The sequence below is a fragment of the Pandoraea sp. PE-S2R-1 genome (genome assembly GCF_002179865.1).
Classification (GTDB): domain Bacteria; phylum Pseudomonadota; class Gammaproteobacteria; order Burkholderiales; family Burkholderiaceae; genus Pandoraea.
On sequence record NZ_NGUR01000009.1, the window covers coordinates 416,555 to 435,979 of the forward strand.

General features: G+C 60.7%; 17 protein-coding genes. 9 read left to right on the forward strand and 8 right to left on the reverse strand.

Going from position 1 to position 19,425, the window contains the following annotated elements; translation table 11 throughout:
• Window positions 1-629: 629 nt before the first annotated feature.
• The 3 genes from CDV44_RS08930 to CDV44_RS08940 are packed head-to-tail and all read left to right on the forward strand — an operon-like array spanning window position 630 to window position 3,596.
• Complete coding sequence (locus CDV44_RS08930; RefSeq protein ID WP_087687705.1) at window positions 630-1,196, forward strand: ABC-three component system protein; 567 nt, start codon at window positions 630-632, stop codon at window positions 1,194-1,196.
• Window positions 1,190-1,690, forward strand: coding sequence for an ABC-three component system middle component 5 (locus tag CDV44_RS08935; protein ID WP_087687706.1), 501 nt, complete (start codon window positions 1,190-1,192; stop codon window positions 1,688-1,690). The genes CDV44_RS08930 and CDV44_RS08935 overlap by 7 nt, the downstream gene beginning before the upstream one ends.
• On the forward strand, window positions 1,677-3,596 hold the full coding sequence (locus tag CDV44_RS08940; protein WP_087687707.1) for an ATP-binding protein: 1,920 nt from the start codon (window positions 1,677-1,679) through the stop codon (window positions 3,594-3,596). The genes CDV44_RS08935 and CDV44_RS08940 overlap by 14 nt, the downstream gene beginning before the upstream one ends.
• 401 nt (window positions 3,597-3,997) lie before the next feature.
• On the opposite strand, the gene CDV44_RS08945 is transcribed toward CDV44_RS08940, so the two are convergent.
• A complete protein-coding gene (locus tag CDV44_RS08945; RefSeq protein WP_237172124.1) occupies window positions 3,998-4,975 on the reverse strand; it encodes an Lrp/AsnC family transcriptional regulator in 978 nt (325 codons plus the stop codon).
• A gap of 108 nt (window positions 4,976-5,083) precedes the next feature.
• Here CDV44_RS08945 and CDV44_RS08950 point away from each other — a divergent pair, with 108 nt between their 5' ends.
• The 4 genes from CDV44_RS08950 to CDV44_RS08965 all read left to right on the forward strand — a co-directional run bounded on the left by CDV44_RS08950 (window position 5,084) and on the right by CDV44_RS08965 (window position 11,239).
• Window positions 5,084-6,376, forward strand: a complete 1,293-nt coding sequence (locus CDV44_RS08950; RefSeq protein WP_087687708.1) for an MFS transporter — start codon at window positions 5,084-5,086, stop codon at window positions 6,374-6,376.
• A gap of 88 nt (window positions 6,377-6,464) precedes the next feature.
• A complete protein-coding gene (locus CDV44_RS08955; protein ID WP_087687709.1) occupies window positions 6,465-7,913 on the forward strand; it encodes an amidase in 1,449 nt (482 codons plus the stop codon).
• Window positions 7,914-8,137: 224 nt separating this feature from the next.
• On the forward strand, window positions 8,138-9,802 hold the full coding sequence (locus CDV44_RS08960; RefSeq protein ID WP_087687710.1) for an ABC-F family ATP-binding cassette domain-containing protein: 1,665 nt from the start codon (window positions 8,138-8,140) through the stop codon (window positions 9,800-9,802).
• A gap of 96 nt (window positions 9,803-9,898) precedes the next feature.
• The gene (locus CDV44_RS08965; protein ID WP_087687711.1) at window positions 9,899-11,239 is read left to right on the forward strand and encodes a DEAD/DEAH box helicase; all 1,341 of its coding nucleotides are present in this window, start codon (window positions 9,899-9,901) and stop codon (window positions 11,237-11,239) included.
• A 24-nt stretch (window positions 11,240-11,263) separates the two neighbouring features.
• Here the strand turns inward: CDV44_RS08965 and CDV44_RS08970 are convergent, their stop codons facing one another.
• The 4 genes from CDV44_RS08970 to CDV44_RS08985 are packed head-to-tail and all read right to left on the reverse strand — an operon-like array spanning window position 11,264 to window position 13,891.
• On the reverse strand, window positions 11,264-12,586 hold the full coding sequence (locus tag CDV44_RS08970) for an ATP-binding protein (RefSeq protein ID WP_087687712.1): 1,323 nt from the start codon (window positions 12,584-12,586) through the stop codon (window positions 11,264-11,266).
• Window positions 12,583-13,323 (reverse strand): response regulator, encoded by a 741-nt coding sequence (locus CDV44_RS08975; RefSeq protein ID WP_087687713.1) that lies wholly within the window; start codon window positions 13,321-13,323, stop codon window positions 12,583-12,585. Before CDV44_RS08975 ends, CDV44_RS08970 begins: the two co-directional genes overlap by 4 nt.
• A gap of 8 nt (window positions 13,324-13,331) precedes the next feature.
• On the reverse strand, window positions 13,332-13,523 hold the full coding sequence (locus CDV44_RS08980; protein WP_087687714.1) for a hypothetical protein: 192 nt from the start codon (window positions 13,521-13,523) through the stop codon (window positions 13,332-13,334).
• Window positions 13,520-13,891 carry a GFA family protein gene (locus CDV44_RS08985; RefSeq protein ID WP_087687715.1) on the reverse strand — a complete coding sequence of 124 codons (372 nt, stop codon included), beginning with the start codon at window positions 13,889-13,891 and terminating at the stop codon, window positions 13,520-13,522. Before CDV44_RS08985 ends, CDV44_RS08980 begins: the two co-directional genes overlap by 4 nt.
• 259 nt (window positions 13,892-14,150) lie before the next feature.
• Between CDV44_RS08985 and CDV44_RS08990 the strand changes: the two genes are divergently transcribed.
• Window positions 14,151-14,678 (forward strand): thioredoxin family protein, encoded by a 528-nt coding sequence (locus CDV44_RS08990; protein WP_087687716.1) that lies wholly within the window; start codon window positions 14,151-14,153, stop codon window positions 14,676-14,678.
• A gap of 18 nt (window positions 14,679-14,696) precedes the next feature.
• Here CDV44_RS08990 and CDV44_RS08995 read toward each other — a convergent pair whose 3' ends face one another.
• Window positions 14,697-15,152, reverse strand: coding sequence for an Rrf2 family transcriptional regulator (locus CDV44_RS08995; protein ID WP_087687717.1), 456 nt, complete (start codon window positions 15,150-15,152; stop codon window positions 14,697-14,699).
• Between the two features lie 7 nt (window positions 15,153-15,159).
• Window positions 15,160-15,891 (reverse strand): class I SAM-dependent methyltransferase, encoded by a 732-nt coding sequence (locus tag CDV44_RS09000; RefSeq protein WP_249277468.1) that lies wholly within the window; start codon window positions 15,889-15,891, stop codon window positions 15,160-15,162.
• 262 nt (window positions 15,892-16,153) lie between these two features.
• On the opposite strand from CDV44_RS09000, the gene CDV44_RS09005 reads away from it, so the two are divergent.
• Window positions 16,154-17,749 (forward strand): hypothetical protein, encoded by a 1,596-nt coding sequence (locus CDV44_RS09005; RefSeq protein ID WP_087687718.1) that lies wholly within the window; start codon window positions 16,154-16,156, stop codon window positions 17,747-17,749.
• A 67-nt stretch (window positions 17,750-17,816) separates the two neighbouring features.
• On the opposite strand, the gene CDV44_RS09010 is transcribed toward CDV44_RS09005, so the two are convergent.
• Window positions 17,817-19,232, reverse strand: a complete 1,416-nt coding sequence (locus CDV44_RS09010) for an amino acid permease (protein WP_087687719.1) — start codon at window positions 19,230-19,232, stop codon at window positions 17,817-17,819.
• Window positions 19,233-19,425 lie beyond the last annotated feature (193 nt).

A 19,425-nucleotide genomic window follows, 5' to 3' on the forward strand; every position in this document is an offset into this window, starting at 1 on the left:
CCGTCCCGACTATCTCCTGTCTTCCCTACGTAAAGTCGCATGCGCGCTTCCGCTTTTTCGACCACAACGCACACAGCCAACCGTAGTTTAATAGTATATTTTTCACTGAGAAAGAAAAAACCATTATTTATACCCCTTATCGGAACCGCATTAGATCCATACGGAGAGTCGGATCCGCTTGACAATGATTTCTCCGAAACATGCATGGTCAGCCGTTGGCTCGCCGCCAAACTCTAGGGTTGCAGAGAAGCTCCGTTCACGCGAGTAGGAAACAGGAGATCATCGCATTGACGCGCAAGGTGTGTGCATGTGCACTCCAATTTATTCGGAACCCTATCCACCCAGAAAAGCCACATCGTCATCAAAGTTGCTTGGTACGCCGCGTCAACGTACAATGCTCAAAAAATTTTCGCACAGAATAATTTTCGTGTTTTCGGGGACGTTATGGACTGGCTTACTCACGTCGTTGCATTTCTCGCCGGGTTAGGTGGTGGATGGAAGTTGAAATCGGTCATTAAAAGTAATTCATCAAAATCGCGCCGAACGACTATTGTTTCCCAAAAATATAATCAGGCTGGGGGCGATATCGTCGGCGGCGACAAAACCACGAACAGCCGCGAGTAGATGTCGTGAACTTCGTACGCCAAAACAATAACTCTGTTGACGGCGATCTGGTTGCTGGCAACAAATCAGAAACAACCTTCAACTTCATCAACGCGCAGACCATCGACGAACTCACGCGTCTCTACGACACGATGAAGGGCGACGGCGTCGGCGAATCTTCCGGTGGAACGTTTTGCGAGCAGCTCGAGCATTACCTTGCCGCCAGCACCGACGGCGACGTGCGTGGGCTTGAATCCAAGCTTCGAGAAAGCGGGAGAGAGGACCAAATCTCAGCCGCGATGCGGATGAAGGAGCAGGCCACTAAGGCAGTTATGCGACATCAAACGTCGCGGACGGCCCAACGCATTTACACCATCATTCTGGACGAGTTGTACACAAATTTCTCGCTCACGGTGGCCCCTATAATTCAAGCGGGGGCAACCAGAGTTGACGTGGACCAGCGCATCCACCACCTATTGCAAAACACGAAGATAATGCTAGGTGAGAATGTGCTGGAAATCAGTGTGAGGGATCTATGGGCCCTTCTATACTTTCTCGGCGGAAATTGTCACATTAGGTGGGATAAATGCTAATTTATCACCCCGCGTATGACGCCTACCACTGCGTCTTCCGCATGCTCGCCGTAGCGGAGAACGTTCCAGAACTGGAAGTGGAAAAAGCTCGACTACTCGACTTCTATCTGCTGTTCCCGTCCGCCGTCAGTGCCGTACGACTCCCTCCCGTTCTCAGAGAAGCGCGCAAGGCTGCAAAGTCATTTGCCAACGAGTACCACGACCCCTTGAGTCCGGCGACGACATTCCGCGAGTTGCGTCACATTCAGGAATCCGCACTCAAATGCATAGCGGCGTCCGGACTGATTGAAGTGAGTCGACTCGAGGCCGGATTTGTTAGGCGTACCGAGATACCGCTTCCCGATGAGCTTCAATTGCGCGTTGAAGAGTTCTTGGAACAACGTCAGCCACTTGCCCAAACAATACTTTACGGCCTGAGCGCGATCCCGCTGCGCGGACATGATGGCCTAAAGCACCGTACCGCGCTCATGGAATACAGATATGACGTTGCTTAAACCGACTCTGCAGGTCAAGCGCCTTGTCGTACTTCAAGGGGGACACCACGCATTTGATTGCGAGTTTCACCAAGGCGTAAATGTACTTCGCGGTAGAAACAGTTCCGGCAAGACCACAATCATGGATCTGTTGGCATTCTCCCTTGGCGCCGAGAACATTCGGTGGAAGCCGGAGGCGCTACTCTGCACTCAAACCATTGTTGAGGTGCAACTGAACGAAGGAGTCGCGTGTCTTGGTAGGGAGATCAGCGAAGAAGCTGCGCGTCCCATGTACATTTTTTGGGGACCAATGGAGGCAGCCCTTAGGGCGGGAGGCCACCAGTGGGAACGCTACTCCTTTCGACGAACAGAGAGTCAAAGTAGCTTCTCACAAGCCATCTTGACCGCGTTGGAGATGCCCCTGGCCAAGGGCGACGGGGCGTCCAATCTAACCCTTCATCAATTGCTGCGCGTTCTGTACGCGGACCAGCCCTCGATTCACAGTCCAATCTTTCGTGACGACGTGTACGATAGCGCCCTCACGCGGGAGATGGTCGGTGGCTATTTGTCAGGAGTATATGACGATGAGCTCTATTCCTCTCAACTCAAGGTTCGCGAACTCGAAACGCAACTAAGCAAGTATGAATCTGAACTTAGGGGAATCTACAAAGTGCTTGGGAAGTCCGGTCAGACTCCCGACCTTCAGTTCTCCAGAGACCGGATTGAGGAACTTAACGTCGTACGAGACAAACTAACTGCGGATATTATCAAGCTAAAAGAAGAGCGGACTCTGCCCCGAAAGGAGTCGAACCAGGCGCGCACGAAGGCCGACGATCTTCGCGCCAAGATGAATGCAGCTCGGAAAATGCAGTCGTTGCTCAACGACCAACTCGCGTCGGTCGAACTCGATCTGGGTGACTCACTGCTGTTTGTTCGAGAACTCGAGGCAAGAATCCTGAATCTCGACGAATCGAAGGAAACCCGAACTTACCTTGGCAACCTGAAATTCAGGTTCTGTCCAAGCTGCCTCACTGAGCTAACCGATGAGCGCGTGGCGCAACATCACTGTCACCTTTGCACAAGTGCACTCGGAGATGGCCGCGCAGAAAGTCAGTTGTTGCGAATGCGGAATGAACTCTCGATTCAGTTGAAAGAGTCAAAGACATTAATTGAGACCAGGACCGCAAAGGCCGACGAACTACGACGTGAAATCCCTGCCCTTACGGAACAGATTAAACGTTACGAGCGCGAATATGCGACGGTGGCCTCTTCTTGGTCCAGCGACGTCGAGACCGTTATTGAAGAAATGTCGCGCAAACTTGGCGTACTCGACGAAGAAATTCGACAAGCACACGAGCACCAGAAACTCGCGGCGGTGATCGCTGACTTACAAGCGAACCGCGACACGTTGATGTCCGATCTAGCAAAATTGGAGGACCGCATATCCTCGCTGAAGCAGCGGCAGGTGGCACGGCAATCGGAAGTTGATAGAGCTGTGGAAAACAGCATGATTCGCTTGCTTAAGCAAGATTTGCCGTTGCAGCCAGAATTCGTGAACGCGAGGAAGGTCACATTCTCGTTCCACAACAACACGGTTTACGTGAACGACACACGCAATTTTTCCGAGAGTTCGGCTGTTGTCCTGCGGCACATCTTTCATTTGGCCCTCCTCACCACAAGTACTCAAAAGGACTACATGCGCGTACCTCGCTTCATGATGCTGGACGGGATCGATGACGGAGGCATGGAAAAGAACCGAAGTCATAAACTGCAGGAAATCATCGTGAACGAGTGTGCGAACTTCAAGGTGGACTTCCAACTTATCTTCGCCACATCCGACATCAGCCCCGAACTCGAGGGAACGGACTTAGTTGTAGGCCGACCGTTCAACCCCCAAGCTCGCTCCCTCGAAATCAAAGCTCCTTAATATCCCGCAGAACTCCGACCACTTGAAACCGATTGATCGACGGGGATAATCCGTATATGTTTGGTTCCATGAGCGGGGATGCCATCAAGTGGGGCGCGTCCCCGAGCGGCAATCTCATGAGTTCCAAACCCTGCTTTCTCTTACGGGTACTTTCACGAATACGACGAAGGATCCGTATTAACCTAATAGTTTAAAACCATCACGTTAAGTCGCTAAGTTGGGGGCCATCTTTTGCTTCCCCTCGCCTTCATGCTGCTTTGTGTGGCAGTCGAGTTGCACCTCCACTTTGTCGCACAGGCTATGAGCGTGCCCAATCCGTTGATGTTGGGCACGCTCATAGTGCTATGTCTAATGCCGACAACCACCGTTGCCCGCTTTGACGCTCGGAACGTGTCGCGCCCCTACTCCACCCTCAACCCATGCCTCAACCGCCCGGCACGCTTATACGCTTTAACCACCGTACTCACATCACACGACAGCACACCCTCCAGCGCGCCAATTCGCTCGGTCGACACCGTCCACAGGTCATGGATGTCGTGGCACAACACGTGCCAGAACAACTGCGTGTTGCCACTGGTACCGAACAAGCAACGCGTGTGCTTATCCTTCGCCAGTTCCATCGCGATGCATTCAGCTTGCCCGGGACGTGTCTGCACCGACAAGATCGCTTCAACACCGTAACCCACAAGCGAAGGCTCAAGCTCAACGCGGAACGTCAGCACATGGCGTTCAACCAACCCGCTGATCATTCGCTGCACCTTGGGCTCGCTAACACCGCAGGCTTCCGCCAGCACGCCCAAACTGGCCCGTCCGTCTGACGCCAGCACCGCCAGCAAACGTGTCTCTTCGGCATTCAGCTCGAAGCGTCCATCACCCGGCGGCACAGGTTCCACTGGTACCGAGCCGTCAATGCGCCAGCGGCTTGCGCGCCGGAACGAACGCAGCACGATGCGTGACTCCACCTGCCTTAATCCCGGCACCTGCGGCAGCACCCGCACCACCAGATCTGACAACTGGTCCTGACTCTGCGTATTGATCTCAGCGAACAAGTCCGACGCGCCAGTCGTCGCCAGCACCACCTGTGTCTGCGGCAGACTCGCGAGATGGCAGGCGACCTGCTGCTCCTTGCCGTTTTCCACCTGTAACCAAGCGTGCAGCACCGGGCCGCTGCCGCCCGCCACCGGGTCCAGTTCGCCGATCACCTTGGCATAGCCACCTTCCATCAGTCGCTGCAACCGACGCGACAGCGTGCGCTCCGGCACGTCGCAGGTAGCGCTCAGATCGCGCCACGTCCCGCGCGGGTTGACCTGCAACGCCGCCAGACACGCCAGATCGGTGGCGTCGATCTCGACATTCCCTTCTTCTGACAAAGTCTCCACACGATTGTCCATATTCGATGTAGCATTCATACTAAATGTCGATATTAAACGTAATTTGGCATTTCAAAGACAAAATTCAACAACCGAACAGAGACAAGGGCTCCTTCCATGACCCAAGCAACCTCGATGGCTCCCCCGGTGCGGGCCGAGGCATCCAACGCACGCAAGATTGCCGCGGGCAGCATCGGCAACGCCGTGGAATGGTTCGACTGGACCATCTATGCGTCTTTCGCAGTGTTCTTCTCCGGGCAGTTCTTCCCGAAGACCGATGAGACAGCCTCGCTGCTCGCAACCTTCGCCATTTTTGCCGTGGGCTTCTTCATGCGCCCCGTCGGCGGCTGGGCACTGGGCATCTTCTCGGACCGCTACGGTCGTAAGGCTGCGCTCGCGGCCACCATTCTAATGATGGCCGGCGGCTCGCTGATCATCGGCATCACGCCGACCTACGAAACCATCGGCCTCGCCGCGCCTGTGCTGCTCGTGATCGCGCGACTGATCCAAGGCCTGTCGCTGGGCGGTGAGTATGCATCGGCTTCGACGTTCCTTGCCGAGATGGCGCCCAACCACCGCCGTGGTTTCTTCTCCAGTTTCGCGTTCTTCAGCTCGGCAGCCGGCATCCTCATTGCCTCGGCCATCGGCTGGGCGCTCACTACCTATCTCTCCATCGATCAGATGAAGGAGTTTGGCTGGCGCATCCCGTTCCTGCTGGGCGCGCTGGGTGGCTTGGCCGGCATGTGGCTGCGCACCTCCATCCCTGAGACGGAAGCCTCCGCCGAGCAACTCAAGCAGCAACCCGTCAAGCAACCGCTGCGCACGCTGCTGCGCGAGTACCCGCGCGAAACGCTGCGCATCATCGGTTTCTCCGTGCTGACGACGTTCGCGTTCTACTTGTTTGTCGCCTATGTGCCGACCTATGCGATCCGCGCGTTGCACGCCGACTCCCGGGTCGCCTTCGGTGCCAACACCATCGCGATGATCGTGTTCATGCTGCTGCATCCGCTGCTCGGCATGCTCTCCGACCGCATTGGCCGCAAGCCGCAGCTCATCGTGTTCGCCGCTGGCTACCTGCTGTTCTTCTACCCGGTCATCACCAGCATGCAGCCGACGTTCGCCTCGATCTTGGCGGTGGAGTTGTTCGGTCTGGTGTTGTACGCACTGTATACGTCGATCGCGCCCGCCATCATGTCGGAACAATTCCCGACCCGCGTGCGCGCCGTCGGTATTGGCGCCCCGTACAACTTCATGGTGGCCCTGCTGGGCGGCACGACGCCTTACCTGCTGACGTGGCTGCAAAGCATCGGCCAAGAACGCTGGTTCTTCTACTACGTGCTGGCAGGCGCAGTCATCACGCTGCTCACGTTCATCCGCATGCCGGAAACCAATGGCCGGCCGCTGAAGTAACGCGACCATCGCGAATATCGCGACGCCAGCCTTCCGCCCGTCGCCCCGCTACACCGGGGCGGCGGGTTCCGATTTCATGCCAATTGTTATGCGCGAAACCTCCGCCCCCCTTCATTTCCAAAGCGCCCTGTCGATCGCCAGCCAAATCGCCAGCGGACAAGTCACTTCGCGTGAAGTTACACAGCACTTCCTTGATCGCATCGCTCGCGCCCACGGACTCAATGCCTTCACGGTGGTATTCGCCGAACAGGCACTGGCCCAAGCCGATGCCGCCGACGCAGCGCTGCGCCCCGGCGGCCCCGGCCCGAGCAGCGCGCTGCACGGCGTACCGGTCGCGATCAAAGACAGCATCGAAGTCGCTGGCAGCACGGCCTCGGCCGGCTCGCTCAGCCGATTGAACATTACCAGCGACATCACAGCTACCGCCGTGCAGCGCATGAGCGCCGCCGGCATGGTCATTCTGGGCAAGACCCACATGACCGAGTTCGCCTTTGGTCTTGCCGGGCAGAATCCCACACGCGGCACGCCGTGGAACCCGTGGGACGCCACACAACATCGCGCGCCGGGCGGCTCATCGTCCGGCTGCGGTACCGCAGTCGCGGCGGGTCTGGCGCCCATTGCCGTCGGCGGTGACACTGGCGGCTCAGTGCGCGCACCCGCCACGCTCAATCATCTGGTTGGCTTCAAGCCGTCCAGCGGCGTGATCAGCGGTGCGGGCGTCGTGCCGCTCGCACCAACATTGGACGTGCTCGGACCGATCGCACGCAGCGTCGCCGATGCACACGCACTCACCGCCATTCTGGCTGGCCCGGACGCCGACGATGCGCTATCGCAGCAGATTCCCTCAGCCATCAGCGAAGGCCTGCGCGACGCGTTGCCCATCGTCACACCACAAACGCTTCCCGTGCTGTATGTACTAGACCCACGCGCCTTCCCGGCAACGCTGTCGGGGGGTGCGCAGCGTGTCTGGGACGATGCGCTCGCCCGCTTGACCTCGGACGGATGGACGTTGCAATTCTGGACGCCACCGGCAGGTCTGGACATCGGCGATCTCTCCGAAGCGAACTCGGTGATCCTCGGCTACGAAGGTTTTCAACTGCACGGCCATCTGGCGGAAGACGCCACGCAGCCACTGTGGGACGTGGTACGCCAGCGCATTCTGGCGGGCGGGAAGATTCCCCGCGCCGAGTACGAACAGGCGCTTGCCCGCCGCGCGCGGGTGGTTGCTGCATTCACCGAGGCCATCGGCCCCGAAGGGATGCTGCTGCTTCCGGCCACTGGCCACGGTGCCCTGCCACTCGACCCGGCCGATAGCGCCCACGTCAGCATCGGCCGCTTCTGCCGCGCGGGCAATTTCCTTGGTACGCCCGCCATTGCGCTCCCCGCGGGCTTTGACGACAGCCGCATGCCCGTCGGCGTGCAACTGATGGCACCGCCACTGGCTGACCGTCAGTTGTTGGCTGCCGCCGCCGCGCTGGCACCCGCATTGCAAGCTCCGGGGCCGGTCAATCCCGACTTGGGGCACTGGGGGCTGTAAAGAGAACCACTGATTCGATCCAAAACCGGTCGAAACCAGCGCACCGAGGATCCGGACGACGGTAGGCGTCAACAGACGGAACACTCGGTGCGCCAGTCTCCACGGGGCCTTCCGGTCGATCGACAGCGCAAAATACCCCCCGGCTCGTCACTCGCACGACCACAAAAGCAGCGCCCTGCACGTCCAGTCGGCTATCATGCCTATCCTCTTCGAAGTAGCCCCCTATGATTTCCGTCCGTAATGTCACGCTGCGCCGCGGCGTCAACGTCGTGCTCGACCGCGCGTCCGTCACCTTCACCCCCGGGGAAAAGATTGGCCTTGTCGGCCGCAACGGCGCCGGCAAATCGTCCTTTTTCGGCCTGCTCAACGGCACGCTGCACGAGGACGGTGGCGAGTTTTCGATCCCCGCCGCATGGAAAATGGGGCAGGTCGCGCAGGACATGCCCGAGACCGAGCAGAGCGCGACGGACTTCGTCATCGAGGGAGATACCGTACTGCTGGCCGCGCAGACCGAAGTCGCCGAGGCGGAAGCCAGCGACGACGGCATGCGCATGGCGCACGCCTACATGGCGCTGCACGACGCTGGCGCACACGATGCGCCTGCACGCGCCCAAGCACTGATCCTTGGCCTCGGCTTCAGCGATGCGCAGCTCAGCCAGCCGGTGAACAGCTTCTCCGGCGGCTGGCGCATGCGTCTGCAACTGGCGCGCGCACTCATGTGCCCGTCCGACTTGCTGCTGCTCGACGAACCGACCAACCACTTGGACCTCGACGCCCTGGTCTGGCTGGAAGCGTGGCTCAAGCGCTATCAAGGGACGTTGGTCGTGATCAGCCACGATCGCGAATTCCTCGACGCGGTGACACAAGTGACGGTGCACGTCGATAACGCCAAGCTCGTGCGTTACGGCGGCAACTACAGCAAGTTCGAAGACATGCGCGCCGAGCAACTGGTGTTGCAGCAGGCTGCCATGGCCAAGCAGGTGGAGAAGATCGCCCACCTGCAAAAGTTTATCGATCGCTTCAAGGCGCAGGCCTCGAAGGCGAAGCAAGCGCAGAGCCGTGTCAAGGCGCTCGAACGCATGGAGAAGATCGCGCCGGTGCTCGCCGACGCCGAGTTCACCTTCGAGTTCAAGGAACCGCTCAACGTCCCGAACCCGCTGCTGTCGATGATGGACGCGAGCTTCGGCTACCCGGCACCGACCGACGCACCGGCCAACACGCCGCCGACGGTCATCGTCAAAGGCATCAACCGCTCCGTGCTGGCCGGGCAGCGCATCGGCATTCTGGGTGCCAACGGCCAAGGCAAGTCCACGCTGGTGAAGACGGTGGCGCACCAACTGGCCCCGATTGCCGGCGAAATCAGCGAAGGCAAGGGCCTGAACATCGGTTACTTCGCCCAGCAGGAACTCGACGTGCTGCGCCCGCTCGACACGCCGATGGAACACATGATCCGCCTCGCCCGGGATACGCCATCGCACATGCGCGCCCCCGGCCAGAGTGGCACCGAGCAATCGCTTCGCACGTTCCTCGGCACGTTCAACTTCAGTGGCGATATGGTCCATCAGGCGGTCGGCACGATGAGCGGTGGCGAAAAGGCACGCCTCGTGTTGTGCATGATCGTGTGGCAGCGCCCCAACCTGCTGCTGCTCGATGAGCCGACCAACCACCTCGACTTGGCCACACGCGAAGCGCTCGGCATGGCACTCAACGAATTCGAAGGCACGGTGCTGCTGGTCAGCCACGACCGGTCGCTGCTGCGTGCGGTGTGCGACGAGTTCTGGCTCGTGACCAAGGGCGGCGTCGAACCCTTCGACGGCGATCTGGACGATTACCAGCAGTTCCTGCGCGACGAAGCCCGCCGCATGCGCGAAGAGGCAGCACTCGCCTGAGTTATCACGCCGCTGGCAGCTTCCGCAAGGAAGTTGCCAGAGCGCTCGCCCCCACGACTAACCGCTAGAATTACGGTTTTAGCCGGAAATACGTCCATGTCTTTTGCCTCACTTGGCCTGATCGATCCGTTGCTGCGCAATTTGCAGGAACGCAACTACCAGACACCTACGCCGGTGCAGGCCAAGGCGATTCCGGCTGTGCTCAGTGGCAGTGATGTCATGGCTGCGGCACAGACGGGCACGGGCAAGACAGCAGGCTTCGCACTGCCGCTGTTGCAACGGCTGGTGCAACACGGCCCGGCTGTCGCAAGCAATCGCGCGCGTGTTCTGGTGCTGGTGCCCACGCGCGAACTCGCTGAACAAGTGCTGCAAAGCTTTGTTGAGTACGGCAAGGGCCTCGATCTGCGATTTCTGGCGGCTTATGGCGGCGTGAGCATCAACCCGCAGATGATGAAGCTGCGTAAAGGTGTGGACGTACTCGTCGCCACGCCCGGCCGTCTGCTGGATCTGAACCGCCAGAACGCCGTGCAGTTCGATCAGGTGCAAACACTCGTGCTGGACGAAGCCGACCGCATGCTGGATCTGGGCTTCGAGCGCGAACTCAACGCTGTCTTCGCTGGCCTGCCGGCGAAGCGCCAGACGCTGTTGTTCTCCGCCACGTTCAGCGACGAAATTCGCACCATGGCGGCCGGCATTCTGCGCGATCCGATCAACATCAGCGTCAGTCCGCCCAATGCAACGGCCAGCAAGATCAAGCAATGGGTCGTGCCGGTCGACAAGAAGAACAAGCCGGACCTCTTCATGCATCTGGTGGCGGAGAACAACTGGCAGCACGCGCTGGTGTTCGTCAAAACCCGCAATGGCGTGGATTATCTGGCGGCCATTCTGGATGAGGCGGGCTATTCAGTGGACACCATCCACGGCGACAAGCCGCAGCCCGCGCGCATGCGCGCGCTGGAGCGCTTCAAGACAGGTGAAGTGTCGATGCTGGTGGCCACCGATGTGGCCGCGCGCGGTCTGGATATCGATGACCTGCCGCTGGTGATCAACGTGGATCTGCCCATCGTCGCGCAAGACTATGTGCACCGTATTGGCCGCACCGGCCGTGCGGGCGCCAGCGGCGTGGCGGTGTCCCTCGTGTGTGCCGATGAAGCGCCGCAACTGGCTGCGATCGAAGCATTGATCCGGCAGACTCTGCCCCGCGAAGAAGAACCCGGCTTTGAAGCCGAACACCGCGTGCCGCAAACCAGTGCGACGGGCGAGATCATCAAGAAACCCAAGAAGCCGAAGAAGCCCAAGGTGCTGCAACCGCTGCCGAGCGCCAAAACGGCGCCGAGTAAAAAGCCGCGACCACAACTTGGTCAGGGTCAACGCAAGCCGGGCGCAGGTCCACGCAAACCGGCTGGCAAACCCGCAGGCGGCCGCGGCAAACGCTAACGCCCCGACCACCGAATACCCTGACTAACGCAACGAAAGCCGCGCTTCCAGCCCCCCGCCTTCGCGATTGCGCAACGTGAGCGTCGCATCCATCGCCTGCGCCAACTGCCGGGCGATGGCCAGTCCCAGCCCGGTGCCCCCCGTACTCCGGTTGCGCGACGTCTCGATCCGCACGAACGGCGCGAACACGGCTTCGAGCATCTCGTCCGGAATGCCGGGGCCCTTATCGCTGATTACGATGTCGACACCCTGCGCATGCGTCGAGACTTCCATCTGCGCGTCACCGCCATACTTCAGCGCGTTATCGATCAGATTGCCGACGATGCGGCGCAACGCCTGCGGCCGCGTCACCATCGGCCGGCCAATCTGGCCAGTTAGCGTGACAGGTTCCCCCGCGTCGACGTAGTCGTACACGAGACTTTCCAGCAACGCATCGAGGTCGACCTTGCACGGCGCTTCCGACGCACCATGCAACGTGCGCGCATACGTCACGCCTTCCTTGACCAGTGTTTCCATCTCGCGCAGATCTTGCTGCAATCGCACGGCTGACGTCTGATCGTCCATCGTATCCACACGCAAGCGCATGCGAGTGATCGGCGTCTGCAAATCGTGCGAGATCGCCGCGAGAATCTGCATGCGCTCGGTCATGTAACTGCCGATGCGGTCCTGCATCGCATTGAACGCTCGCGCCGCACGTGCGACTTCAGATGGGCCCTTCTCGCTCAATCGGTCCGCGCGCAAATCGGGCCCTAACGTGTCCGCCGCTTTTGCGAGCGCGTTCAACGGCCGTGTCGCTACGCGCACCGCCATCCAGCAACATGCGGCAATCATGAGCAGTTGCAGCACCAGCACCGCAGGCAACCAACCGGAAAGCGGCATCGTTGGCATCGGCAGCACGTCAATGGTCAGCGGCGAGCCATCCGTCAGACGCAGATGCACTTGCAGCCGGTCCGGGTCGCCGGGCACGCTATTGACCGTCAGCGGATACGAAACACCAATCGCATCGTCGATGACGCGCGCGACCTGCGCAGCCAGTTCGCTATCCGGATGACCACCCGGCACACCCTGCCCCAACTCGAACTGATAGCTGCGGCGAGCCAGTCGCGGCAACCACTTCGCACGTTCTGCCGGGGGCAAATGATCGAGCAGCGCCACCGAGCTGGCCACTTCGCTCTCGATGTAAATGCTCATCATGTTGTTCGTCACGCGATTGCGCTCGGTCATCGTCAGCCAGAACGAAAGCCCCTGCGCCAACGCCAGCCCGACAAAGAGAATCAGCGCAAGGCGCGCGAACAGCGAACGCGGCCAATGCCAGACGGCATGGCGAATCGAAGTCGTTTGGGTCATTCCGGGGCAGAAACTACAGTGACGTTCGCGCAGAATACATAGCCTTCGTTGCGAAGTGTCTTGATATAGCGGGGCTCACGAGCACCGTCACGCAAGCGCTGCCGCAAACGGCTAATCAGCAGATCGATCGAGCGGTCGAAGGCATCGGCTTGCCGCCCTTGCGTGAGGTTCAGCAACTGGTCGCGCGTCAGCACACGTTGCGGGTGATCGAGCAACACGCGCAGCAGCCGGTACTCCGCGCCGCTGAGCGCCACCTGCGTGCCGTCGGTATCGAGCAGATGGCGTGCCGTGGTGTCGAGTTGCCACTCGCCGAAGCCCAACACTTCAGCCGTCTCGGTGATCTGCATGCCCGGCGGCAGCATGCGCGTGCGGCGCAGCACCGACTTGATGCGGGCCAGCAATTCGCGCACGGCAAACGGCTTGGCCAGATAGTCGTCGGCCCCCATCTCGAGCCCGACAATGCGGTCGGTCTCCTCGCTGCGCGCCGTGAGCATCAGCACCGGCACGGCGCGAAACTTGCCCGCGCGCAGTTCCCGGCACAGCACGAGGCCATCTTCGCCGGGCAGCATGAGGTCCAGCACGATGAGGTCGGGTGCGCCATCGGCCAGCACCGTGCGCATCTCGCGCCCGTTGGCGGCGACACTCACGCGCATGCCGTTCTTTTCGAGATAGTCGGCGAGCAGCTCTCGAATACCGCGATCGTCGTCGACGATCAACACATGATCGATCTTGTCCATGCGGGCGATTATAGCGACGAGTTTTCGGCCGGGTTGCCGTCGGCATCACCGGTCGGATCCAGCGGCAGACGCCGACGACCGCGCTCAGGCACCGGCTGCATGCCCCGGCTCGCGGGCGCAAGGTCACATTGCAGCGGATGCGCAAGTTCCGCGCAAACGCCACCCGCCAGAAACGCGAACAGACTCAGCAAGCGTCTCATGCGTCCTCCACCACCGAAAGCGATTGGCCATCGGCTACGGACGCATCGAGCGCGTACGGATCGATCCCCTCCAAGCATCCGATGTTCACCCGCCACATGCCGGGCATTGTGCGCGACGCATGGAAAGTGTAGATGCCGCAGTGCTTGCAGAAATAGTGACGGGCCACGCGGGTGTTGAACTGATAGCAGGTCAATGCATCCGCGCCGCTGAGAATGCGCAGGCTCGCTTCGGGAAACGCCGGCGACATCAGAGCGCCCTTGCGACGGCAAAGGCTGCAATTGCAGCGGGCGGCCGGCTCGACCGGTGTTTGGACTTCAAAACGGACGGCCCCGCAGTGGCAGGACCCTTGCAGCGGTTGGGACGACATCTCTTGCCTCCTTACATTGAATGGGGAAGGTGCGCTCGCAGCGCACTCGATGTCTGCTTTATAGCCCAATCGGAAAACCGGTTTGTATCTCTGTGTATCTGGCCTGTATCCCGATACATGACATTGCAGGAACGTGGTCTGACGCACACATGCCGGATACGCCCGGGCGGTGAAATGGCGTCACTGATTCTTCTGAATCGATGCGCTGCCATCCACGGTGGCAGTCACCTCATCCCGACTTACCCCGGAGACTCACGCCATGCTATCCCTGCTCAGAAGCGCCTTTGCCGCCCTCGCCCTCACCGGCCTCGCCGCCTGCACGCCCTCGGTTGCGGGCCCCGCACGCAACACCGTCGCGCCGGAGTTCACCGGCATCGACACGTGGCTCAACAGCCCGCCGCTCACGATGTCGCAACTGCGCGGCAAGGTCGTGCTCGTCGATTTCTGGACCTACTCGTGCATCAACTGCATCCACACGCTGCCGCACGTGCAGCAGTGGTATCAGAAGTACAAGGATCAGGGGCTGGTCGTCGTCGGCGTGCACACGCCGGAATATGCGTTCGAGCGCGACACCGGCAATGTGCGTGATGCCATTCGCCGCTTCGGCCTCACGTACCCGGTCGCGCAAGACAATCGCTATGCAACCTGGAAAGCCTACGACAACCTGTACTGGCCGGGCTTCTACCTCATCGACAAGACGGGGAAGATCGTCTACACGCACTTCGGCGAAGGCGATTACGACAAGACCGAGGCGGCCATCAAGGCGCAACTCGGCGCAGCGCAGTAAGTCGCACCGCGCCGATGGTCAGGCGGCGGGTCCCTCGGCCGGCCAGCCGCCGTCACGGCACATGGCGTCGAAGTTCTGCGCCAGATCGGCGAGTGTGATCGCGCCAAGGCGCGCAATCAGGATGGCCTCCGCGTCGCGCAATGCGCCGTCGAGCGCCGCATTCACGGCACGCTCGACGGCGCATTCGGGGTTGTCGCTCTCGACGCCGATGGCGAACAGGTGCGGGCCGCCCACGGCGCGGTGAATATCGAGCAGCGTGATGTCGCGCAAGTCGCAGGCAATCGACCATCCGCCGCCGTGACCTTTGCCCGAGCGAACGTAACCGGCGTCGCGCAGACCTGCCATCGTCCGCCTGACCACCACGGGGTTCGTGCGCAACATCTGAGCGAGTTGCTCGGACGTGAACGGCGCGTCGTGCCGTGCCATGTGCAACAGCACGTGCAACATGCGGGAGAGTCGGCTATCGCTTCTCATCGTGCCCTCACGCGTCAAGTGCCTGACGGGCGTACCAGCCGTGAATCAAGCCGCTTTGGAAACACCGCACCGGCGCGTCGAAGCCGCCCGAGGCAATGATCTCGCTCACCACATCGGGCGGCACCACCGCCACCTGCCGGCCGTACATTTCGCGCGAGCGCTCACGCATCTCCGGCGCCACCGACAACATGTTGAACCACACATCCAGCAGGCTTCGGCCGGGGTCGGTGGTCATGTCGCAAGCCAGATCGGCACTGGCCAGATAGCCCCCCGGGCGCAGCCGCTCGGCAATGCCACGGAAGAACCCCTGCCGCGCCGTGGGGTCGGTCACGAACTGCGACACCAACAACGATGTAGCCGCGTCAAAAGGCTCACTCGGCGGCAACGTGTCGAGATAGCCACGGTGAAAGACGCATCGATCGGCTATGCCCGCCGCTTCCGCCTTCTGACGAAACACATCGAACATCGGCCCAGACGGCTCGACCGCCGTAAAGCGCCAGCCGGGATTGCGCTCGGCCAGATGAAGAATCTCGGCGCCAGTCCCCGTGCCCACGCTCAACACATGCGCATCGGCGGGGAGCCCGGCAAACACGTAGCCGATGACCAGTTGCATCGCCTCTCGCAACGGCAACATGGCGCGCCAGGTGTTGTCGTAGTTCGCCGCGTGCTGATCGAACATCGCAATCGTCGCTTCCTGATTGGCCTTGTGATCCACGTCTTGCTGCATTGTCTGGTCCATTTCGCCCTCGCCGTGCGGTTTACGTAACTTCTAATGTTGCATAATGCCACGCACCGATCATCCGAAGCAAGCGCGCCGTCCATCAAACGTCATGCAAAGGATTCACGCGCAAGTGAATCGATTTCATCAGGCGAACCCTAAATAACGACTGCGAGATGTCGATAAACCGTATGGGCGCTCCGTTTCCTTACCGGAGCTTACGAAAACCGCACCATCACGGTGAGGCGCGCTGAGACGAGGCGCTTCCGACGATCCCCCCCAGATGACGTCACTGACTTCCCTTTCGGGGCTGAATGCCACGAATGCACTGAACACCCTGAATATTGGCGCAGTCGCTTCCCGCTCGAACGCGGCCGCCGTCACGGCGGGCCCTCAGGATGCCAACGCGTCTTCCGTGCCCGAATCGACTCGCGTCACCATTTCCCCTCCCCCGTCGGCGGCCAACTGGCCGACCTACAGCCAACCCGTCGCCAATGGCGCAACGCTGCTCTGGCAGCAGGTGCCCTCCGATTCGCTTTCCCTGCTGATGTCGGGCAACGTCACCACGTCCGCGTTGGGCAATCGCCTCGAAAAGTTGGGTTCGGGAATGTTGAATGCCATTGCGAAGGGCACCACGTCCTACACGCAGACGGTGATCCGTTCGACCTCGGCCGTACCGCCGAGCGACACCGATCTGGCCGTGCAGCAAGCGCAATTGCAGGCCAACGCCGACAATCGGTTCGCGCTGACCATCACGACCGCAAGCGGCGCCAAGGTCTCGGTAAGTCTGGGCAGCAACGACGACGGGTTGTCGGCGACGTTCTCGGTCGCCAACGGCACGCTGACCGACACGGAGCGCGATGCCATCGGCAAACTCGCCGACGCGTTCCAGAGCGCCGTGACCGGTCTGGCCAAGCAACCGCCTACGGTGGATTTCAGCGGACTGACAGGTTTCGACACCTCGGTGCTGACGTCGGTCGATCTCAACGCAACACTGGACGCGAACCGTACGCCGCAAACCTTCGCGTTTCATGCCGACGCGACGCAGCGCTCGCTCAGCGCAAGCGGCGCGGTGGGCACGTTCGATGTGAAGGTCGACCTGACGAATCTTCAGGTGATCGGCAGCAAGCAGGCTCAGGCCGAAGCGATCGACGCGTGGCTGACCCGCTTCGACACGGCACAGACGCGCGGTAACGGCGACGCGGCCACGATGGCCATGTTCAAGTCGGCCTTCTCGGCGATGAACAGCAACTACCCGCCTGCCCCGCCCCTGCCGCGCATTCCCCTGAGCGGCACCGATCGCGCCACATTGAGCGGCTTGGCCGACTTCACGGCATCGATCTCGCAAACGCAGCACTCGCCCAACCCGCTGCACCGTAACGAGGTTGACGGCTTCGATTACAAGATTTCGCAGCAGACGGCGATCGGCGGGAAGGACATGCTCAACCGCACGATCAAGCAGCAGACACAGGCCGATTTGAGCGCGAGCTACCATCGCTCGTTGTGGGTGGGCGTGCCGCTGAACCTGACGACGGACCCGAAGACGCAGAATTACGAATACGTGACGGTGAAGGATTCGGCGCAGAGCGTCACCGACATCGGCTATCGCGACGGCTTGCTCGACCACGCGACGGCCAGCCGCTCGGCCAGCCAGTCGAAGAACGTCAAACGCTATGAACTGGCCAAGCTGGTCAGCGACGTGACCACGCCCGCATCGGCATCGCACATCAGCAACCTGACGTCGTTGCTGCAATCGGCCATGCAGCGCGAGGCAGGCAAGTCGGCAAATGACGTAGCCAACGTCGAGAATGACAACGCCTCGCGTCGGGCAGCTCAGGCACTCATCTCGCTCGAAATCGACCCGGCGAAGATCTCGTAAGACCTGCCGGGTCTGTCTGATGCAGTAGCGGACGAAGGGAAAACAGGGGAACGGAAATCGACTTCCGTCAGTTCCCCTGCCCTTGAATCTCCGCAGCAGGCGCGGCTGCCACGGCACGTCCGCGATACCACACGAAGTGCACCACCGACAGCGCGATGATGAACGGCACGCCGTAGACCAGCGTCATGCGGAACTCGTCGGTGAAATACGTCGTGACGAGCGTCGCCAGCATCAACACCGCCCCCGTGAGACTCGCATACGGATAACCCCACATGCGAAAGCTCAGCGTCTTCGCCTCATGACGGCGGCGGAAGTACAGGTGCGTGACGAAGATCATCAGCCACGTGAACATCGCGCCGAACATCGACACCGACATCATCAGCGTGAACGATGCCTGCGGCGCCATGACGTTAAGCGCAACGGCGAGCGCAATACCGATGGTCGAGAGCAGGAGTGCGGCCACCGGCACACCGTTGCGGCTCACTTCACCGAAGCGGCGCGGTGCATAACCGGCACGCGACAGGCTGAACATCATGCGCGTGGTGATATAGAGCTGACTGTTCATGGCGGAGAGCGCCGCGACCAGAATCACCAGATTGATCACCCCGGCGGCACCCGGGATATGCGTGGCGGCCATCACCTTCACGAACGGGCTGCCATCTTCACCCGCAGCGCTCCACGGCACAATGGCCAGCGTCAACGCCAGCGTGAGCAGATAGAAAAACACCAGGCGGAACATGGTCGCGCGAAATGCCTGCGTGATCGCGCGCTGCGGATCCTGCGCCTCGCCCGCCGCCACCGCAATCATCTCGATGCTCAGATAGCTGAAGATCGACACGATGACGGCCACCCACATGCCCCACGCCCCCTTCGGGAAGAACCCGCCGTGCGACGTGTAGTTGGCGATACCGATGCCGCTCTCGGCCGGTGCGCGAAACACCACGTAAGCGCCCAGCATCAGGAAAGCGACGATGGCCACGATCTTGAGCATCGAGAACGCATACTCGACCGCGCCGAACACTTTCACGCTGGCGGCATTGATGCCGATAAGCCCCGCCGAGAAACCGACGATCCAGTACCAGCCCGGCACTGCGGGAAACCAGTACTTCATGTACACGGCGATCGCCGTGACTTCCGTGCCCACGGCGAACACGATCGACGACCAGTACGCGTAACGCACCAGAAAGCCGGCCAGCGGCCCGATGTAGTGTTCCGCGTAAGCGCCGAACGAGCCCGACGTCGGGTGCGCCACGGTCATTTCCGCCAGACATCCCATCAGCAACAGCGCAATCGCACCGCCGATGGCATAACTGAGCAGCACGCTCGGTCCGGCGAAGCCGATGGCAAACGCGCTGCCGAGAAACAGCCCCGTGCCGATGGCGCCGCCAATGGCGATCATCGACAACTGGCCGCTCGTCAGGCCGCGGTGCAGGCCCTTCTCCCGCTCGACAATGCTGTCGAAGCCCGGTTTGGTTGTACTCAATTTCGTCTCCTGTTCTTCTGTCTTTCAGTACTCACGCCAGTGCGGCGTCAGGTTGTTGCGTGGCGGGCTGTCGCATCATCGCTAAGGAATGCGAACAAAATTCACCCACTACCGTGCTGGCAAGTCTAGTCAGCCGTTTTCGCTATGTACAATCAAGAAATCATCGGTGGGTATGGGGTTTGGGAATAGCTGA

What these genes read in the sequence shown, in the direction of transcription:
- CDV44_RS08935 (WP_087687706.1), top strand. Translation starts at nt 1,190, where the DNA reads ATGCTAATTTATCACCCCGCGTATGACGCCTACCACTGCGTCTTCCGC.
- CDV44_RS08940 (WP_087687707.1), top strand. Translation starts at nt 1,677, where the DNA reads ATGACGTTGCTTAAACCGACTCTGCAGGTCAAGCGCCTTGTCGTACTT.
- CDV44_RS08950 (WP_087687708.1), top strand. Translation starts at nt 5,084, where the DNA reads ATGACCCAAGCAACCTCGATGGCTCCCCCGGTGCGGGCCGAGGCATCC.
- CDV44_RS08955 (WP_087687709.1), top strand. Translation starts at nt 6,465, where the DNA reads ATGCGCGAAACCTCCGCCCCCCTTCATTTCCAAAGCGCCCTGTCGATC.
- CDV44_RS08960 (WP_087687710.1), top strand. Translation starts at nt 8,138, where the DNA reads ATGATTTCCGTCCGTAATGTCACGCTGCGCCGCGGCGTCAACGTCGTG.
- CDV44_RS08965 (WP_087687711.1), top strand. Translation starts at nt 9,899, where the DNA reads ATGTCTTTTGCCTCACTTGGCCTGATCGATCCGTTGCTGCGCAATTTG.
- CDV44_RS08970 (WP_087687712.1), bottom strand. Translation starts at nt 12,586, where the DNA reads ATGACCCAAACGACTTCGATTCGCCATGCCGTCTGGCATTGGCCGCGT.
- CDV44_RS08975 (WP_087687713.1), bottom strand. Translation starts at nt 13,323, where the DNA reads ATGGACAAGATCGATCATGTGTTGATCGTCGACGACGATCGCGGTATT.
- CDV44_RS08980 (WP_087687714.1), bottom strand. Translation starts at nt 13,523, where the DNA reads ATGAGACGCTTGCTGAGTCTGTTCGCGTTTCTGGCGGGTGGCGTTTGC.
- CDV44_RS08985 (WP_087687715.1), bottom strand. Translation starts at nt 13,891, where the DNA reads ATGTCGTCCCAACCGCTGCAAGGGTCCTGCCACTGCGGGGCCGTCCGT.
- CDV44_RS08990 (WP_087687716.1), top strand. Translation starts at nt 14,151, where the DNA reads ATGCTATCCCTGCTCAGAAGCGCCTTTGCCGCCCTCGCCCTCACCGGC.
- CDV44_RS08995 (WP_087687717.1), bottom strand. Translation starts at nt 15,152, where the DNA reads ATGAGAAGCGATAGCCGACTCTCCCGCATGTTGCACGTGCTGTTGCAC.
- CDV44_RS09000 (WP_249277468.1), bottom strand. Translation starts at nt 15,891, where the DNA reads ATGGACCAGACAATGCAGCAAGACGTGGATCACAAGGCCAATCAGGAA.
- CDV44_RS09005 (WP_087687718.1), top strand. Translation starts at nt 16,154, where the DNA reads ATGACGTCACTGACTTCCCTTTCGGGGCTGAATGCCACGAATGCACTG.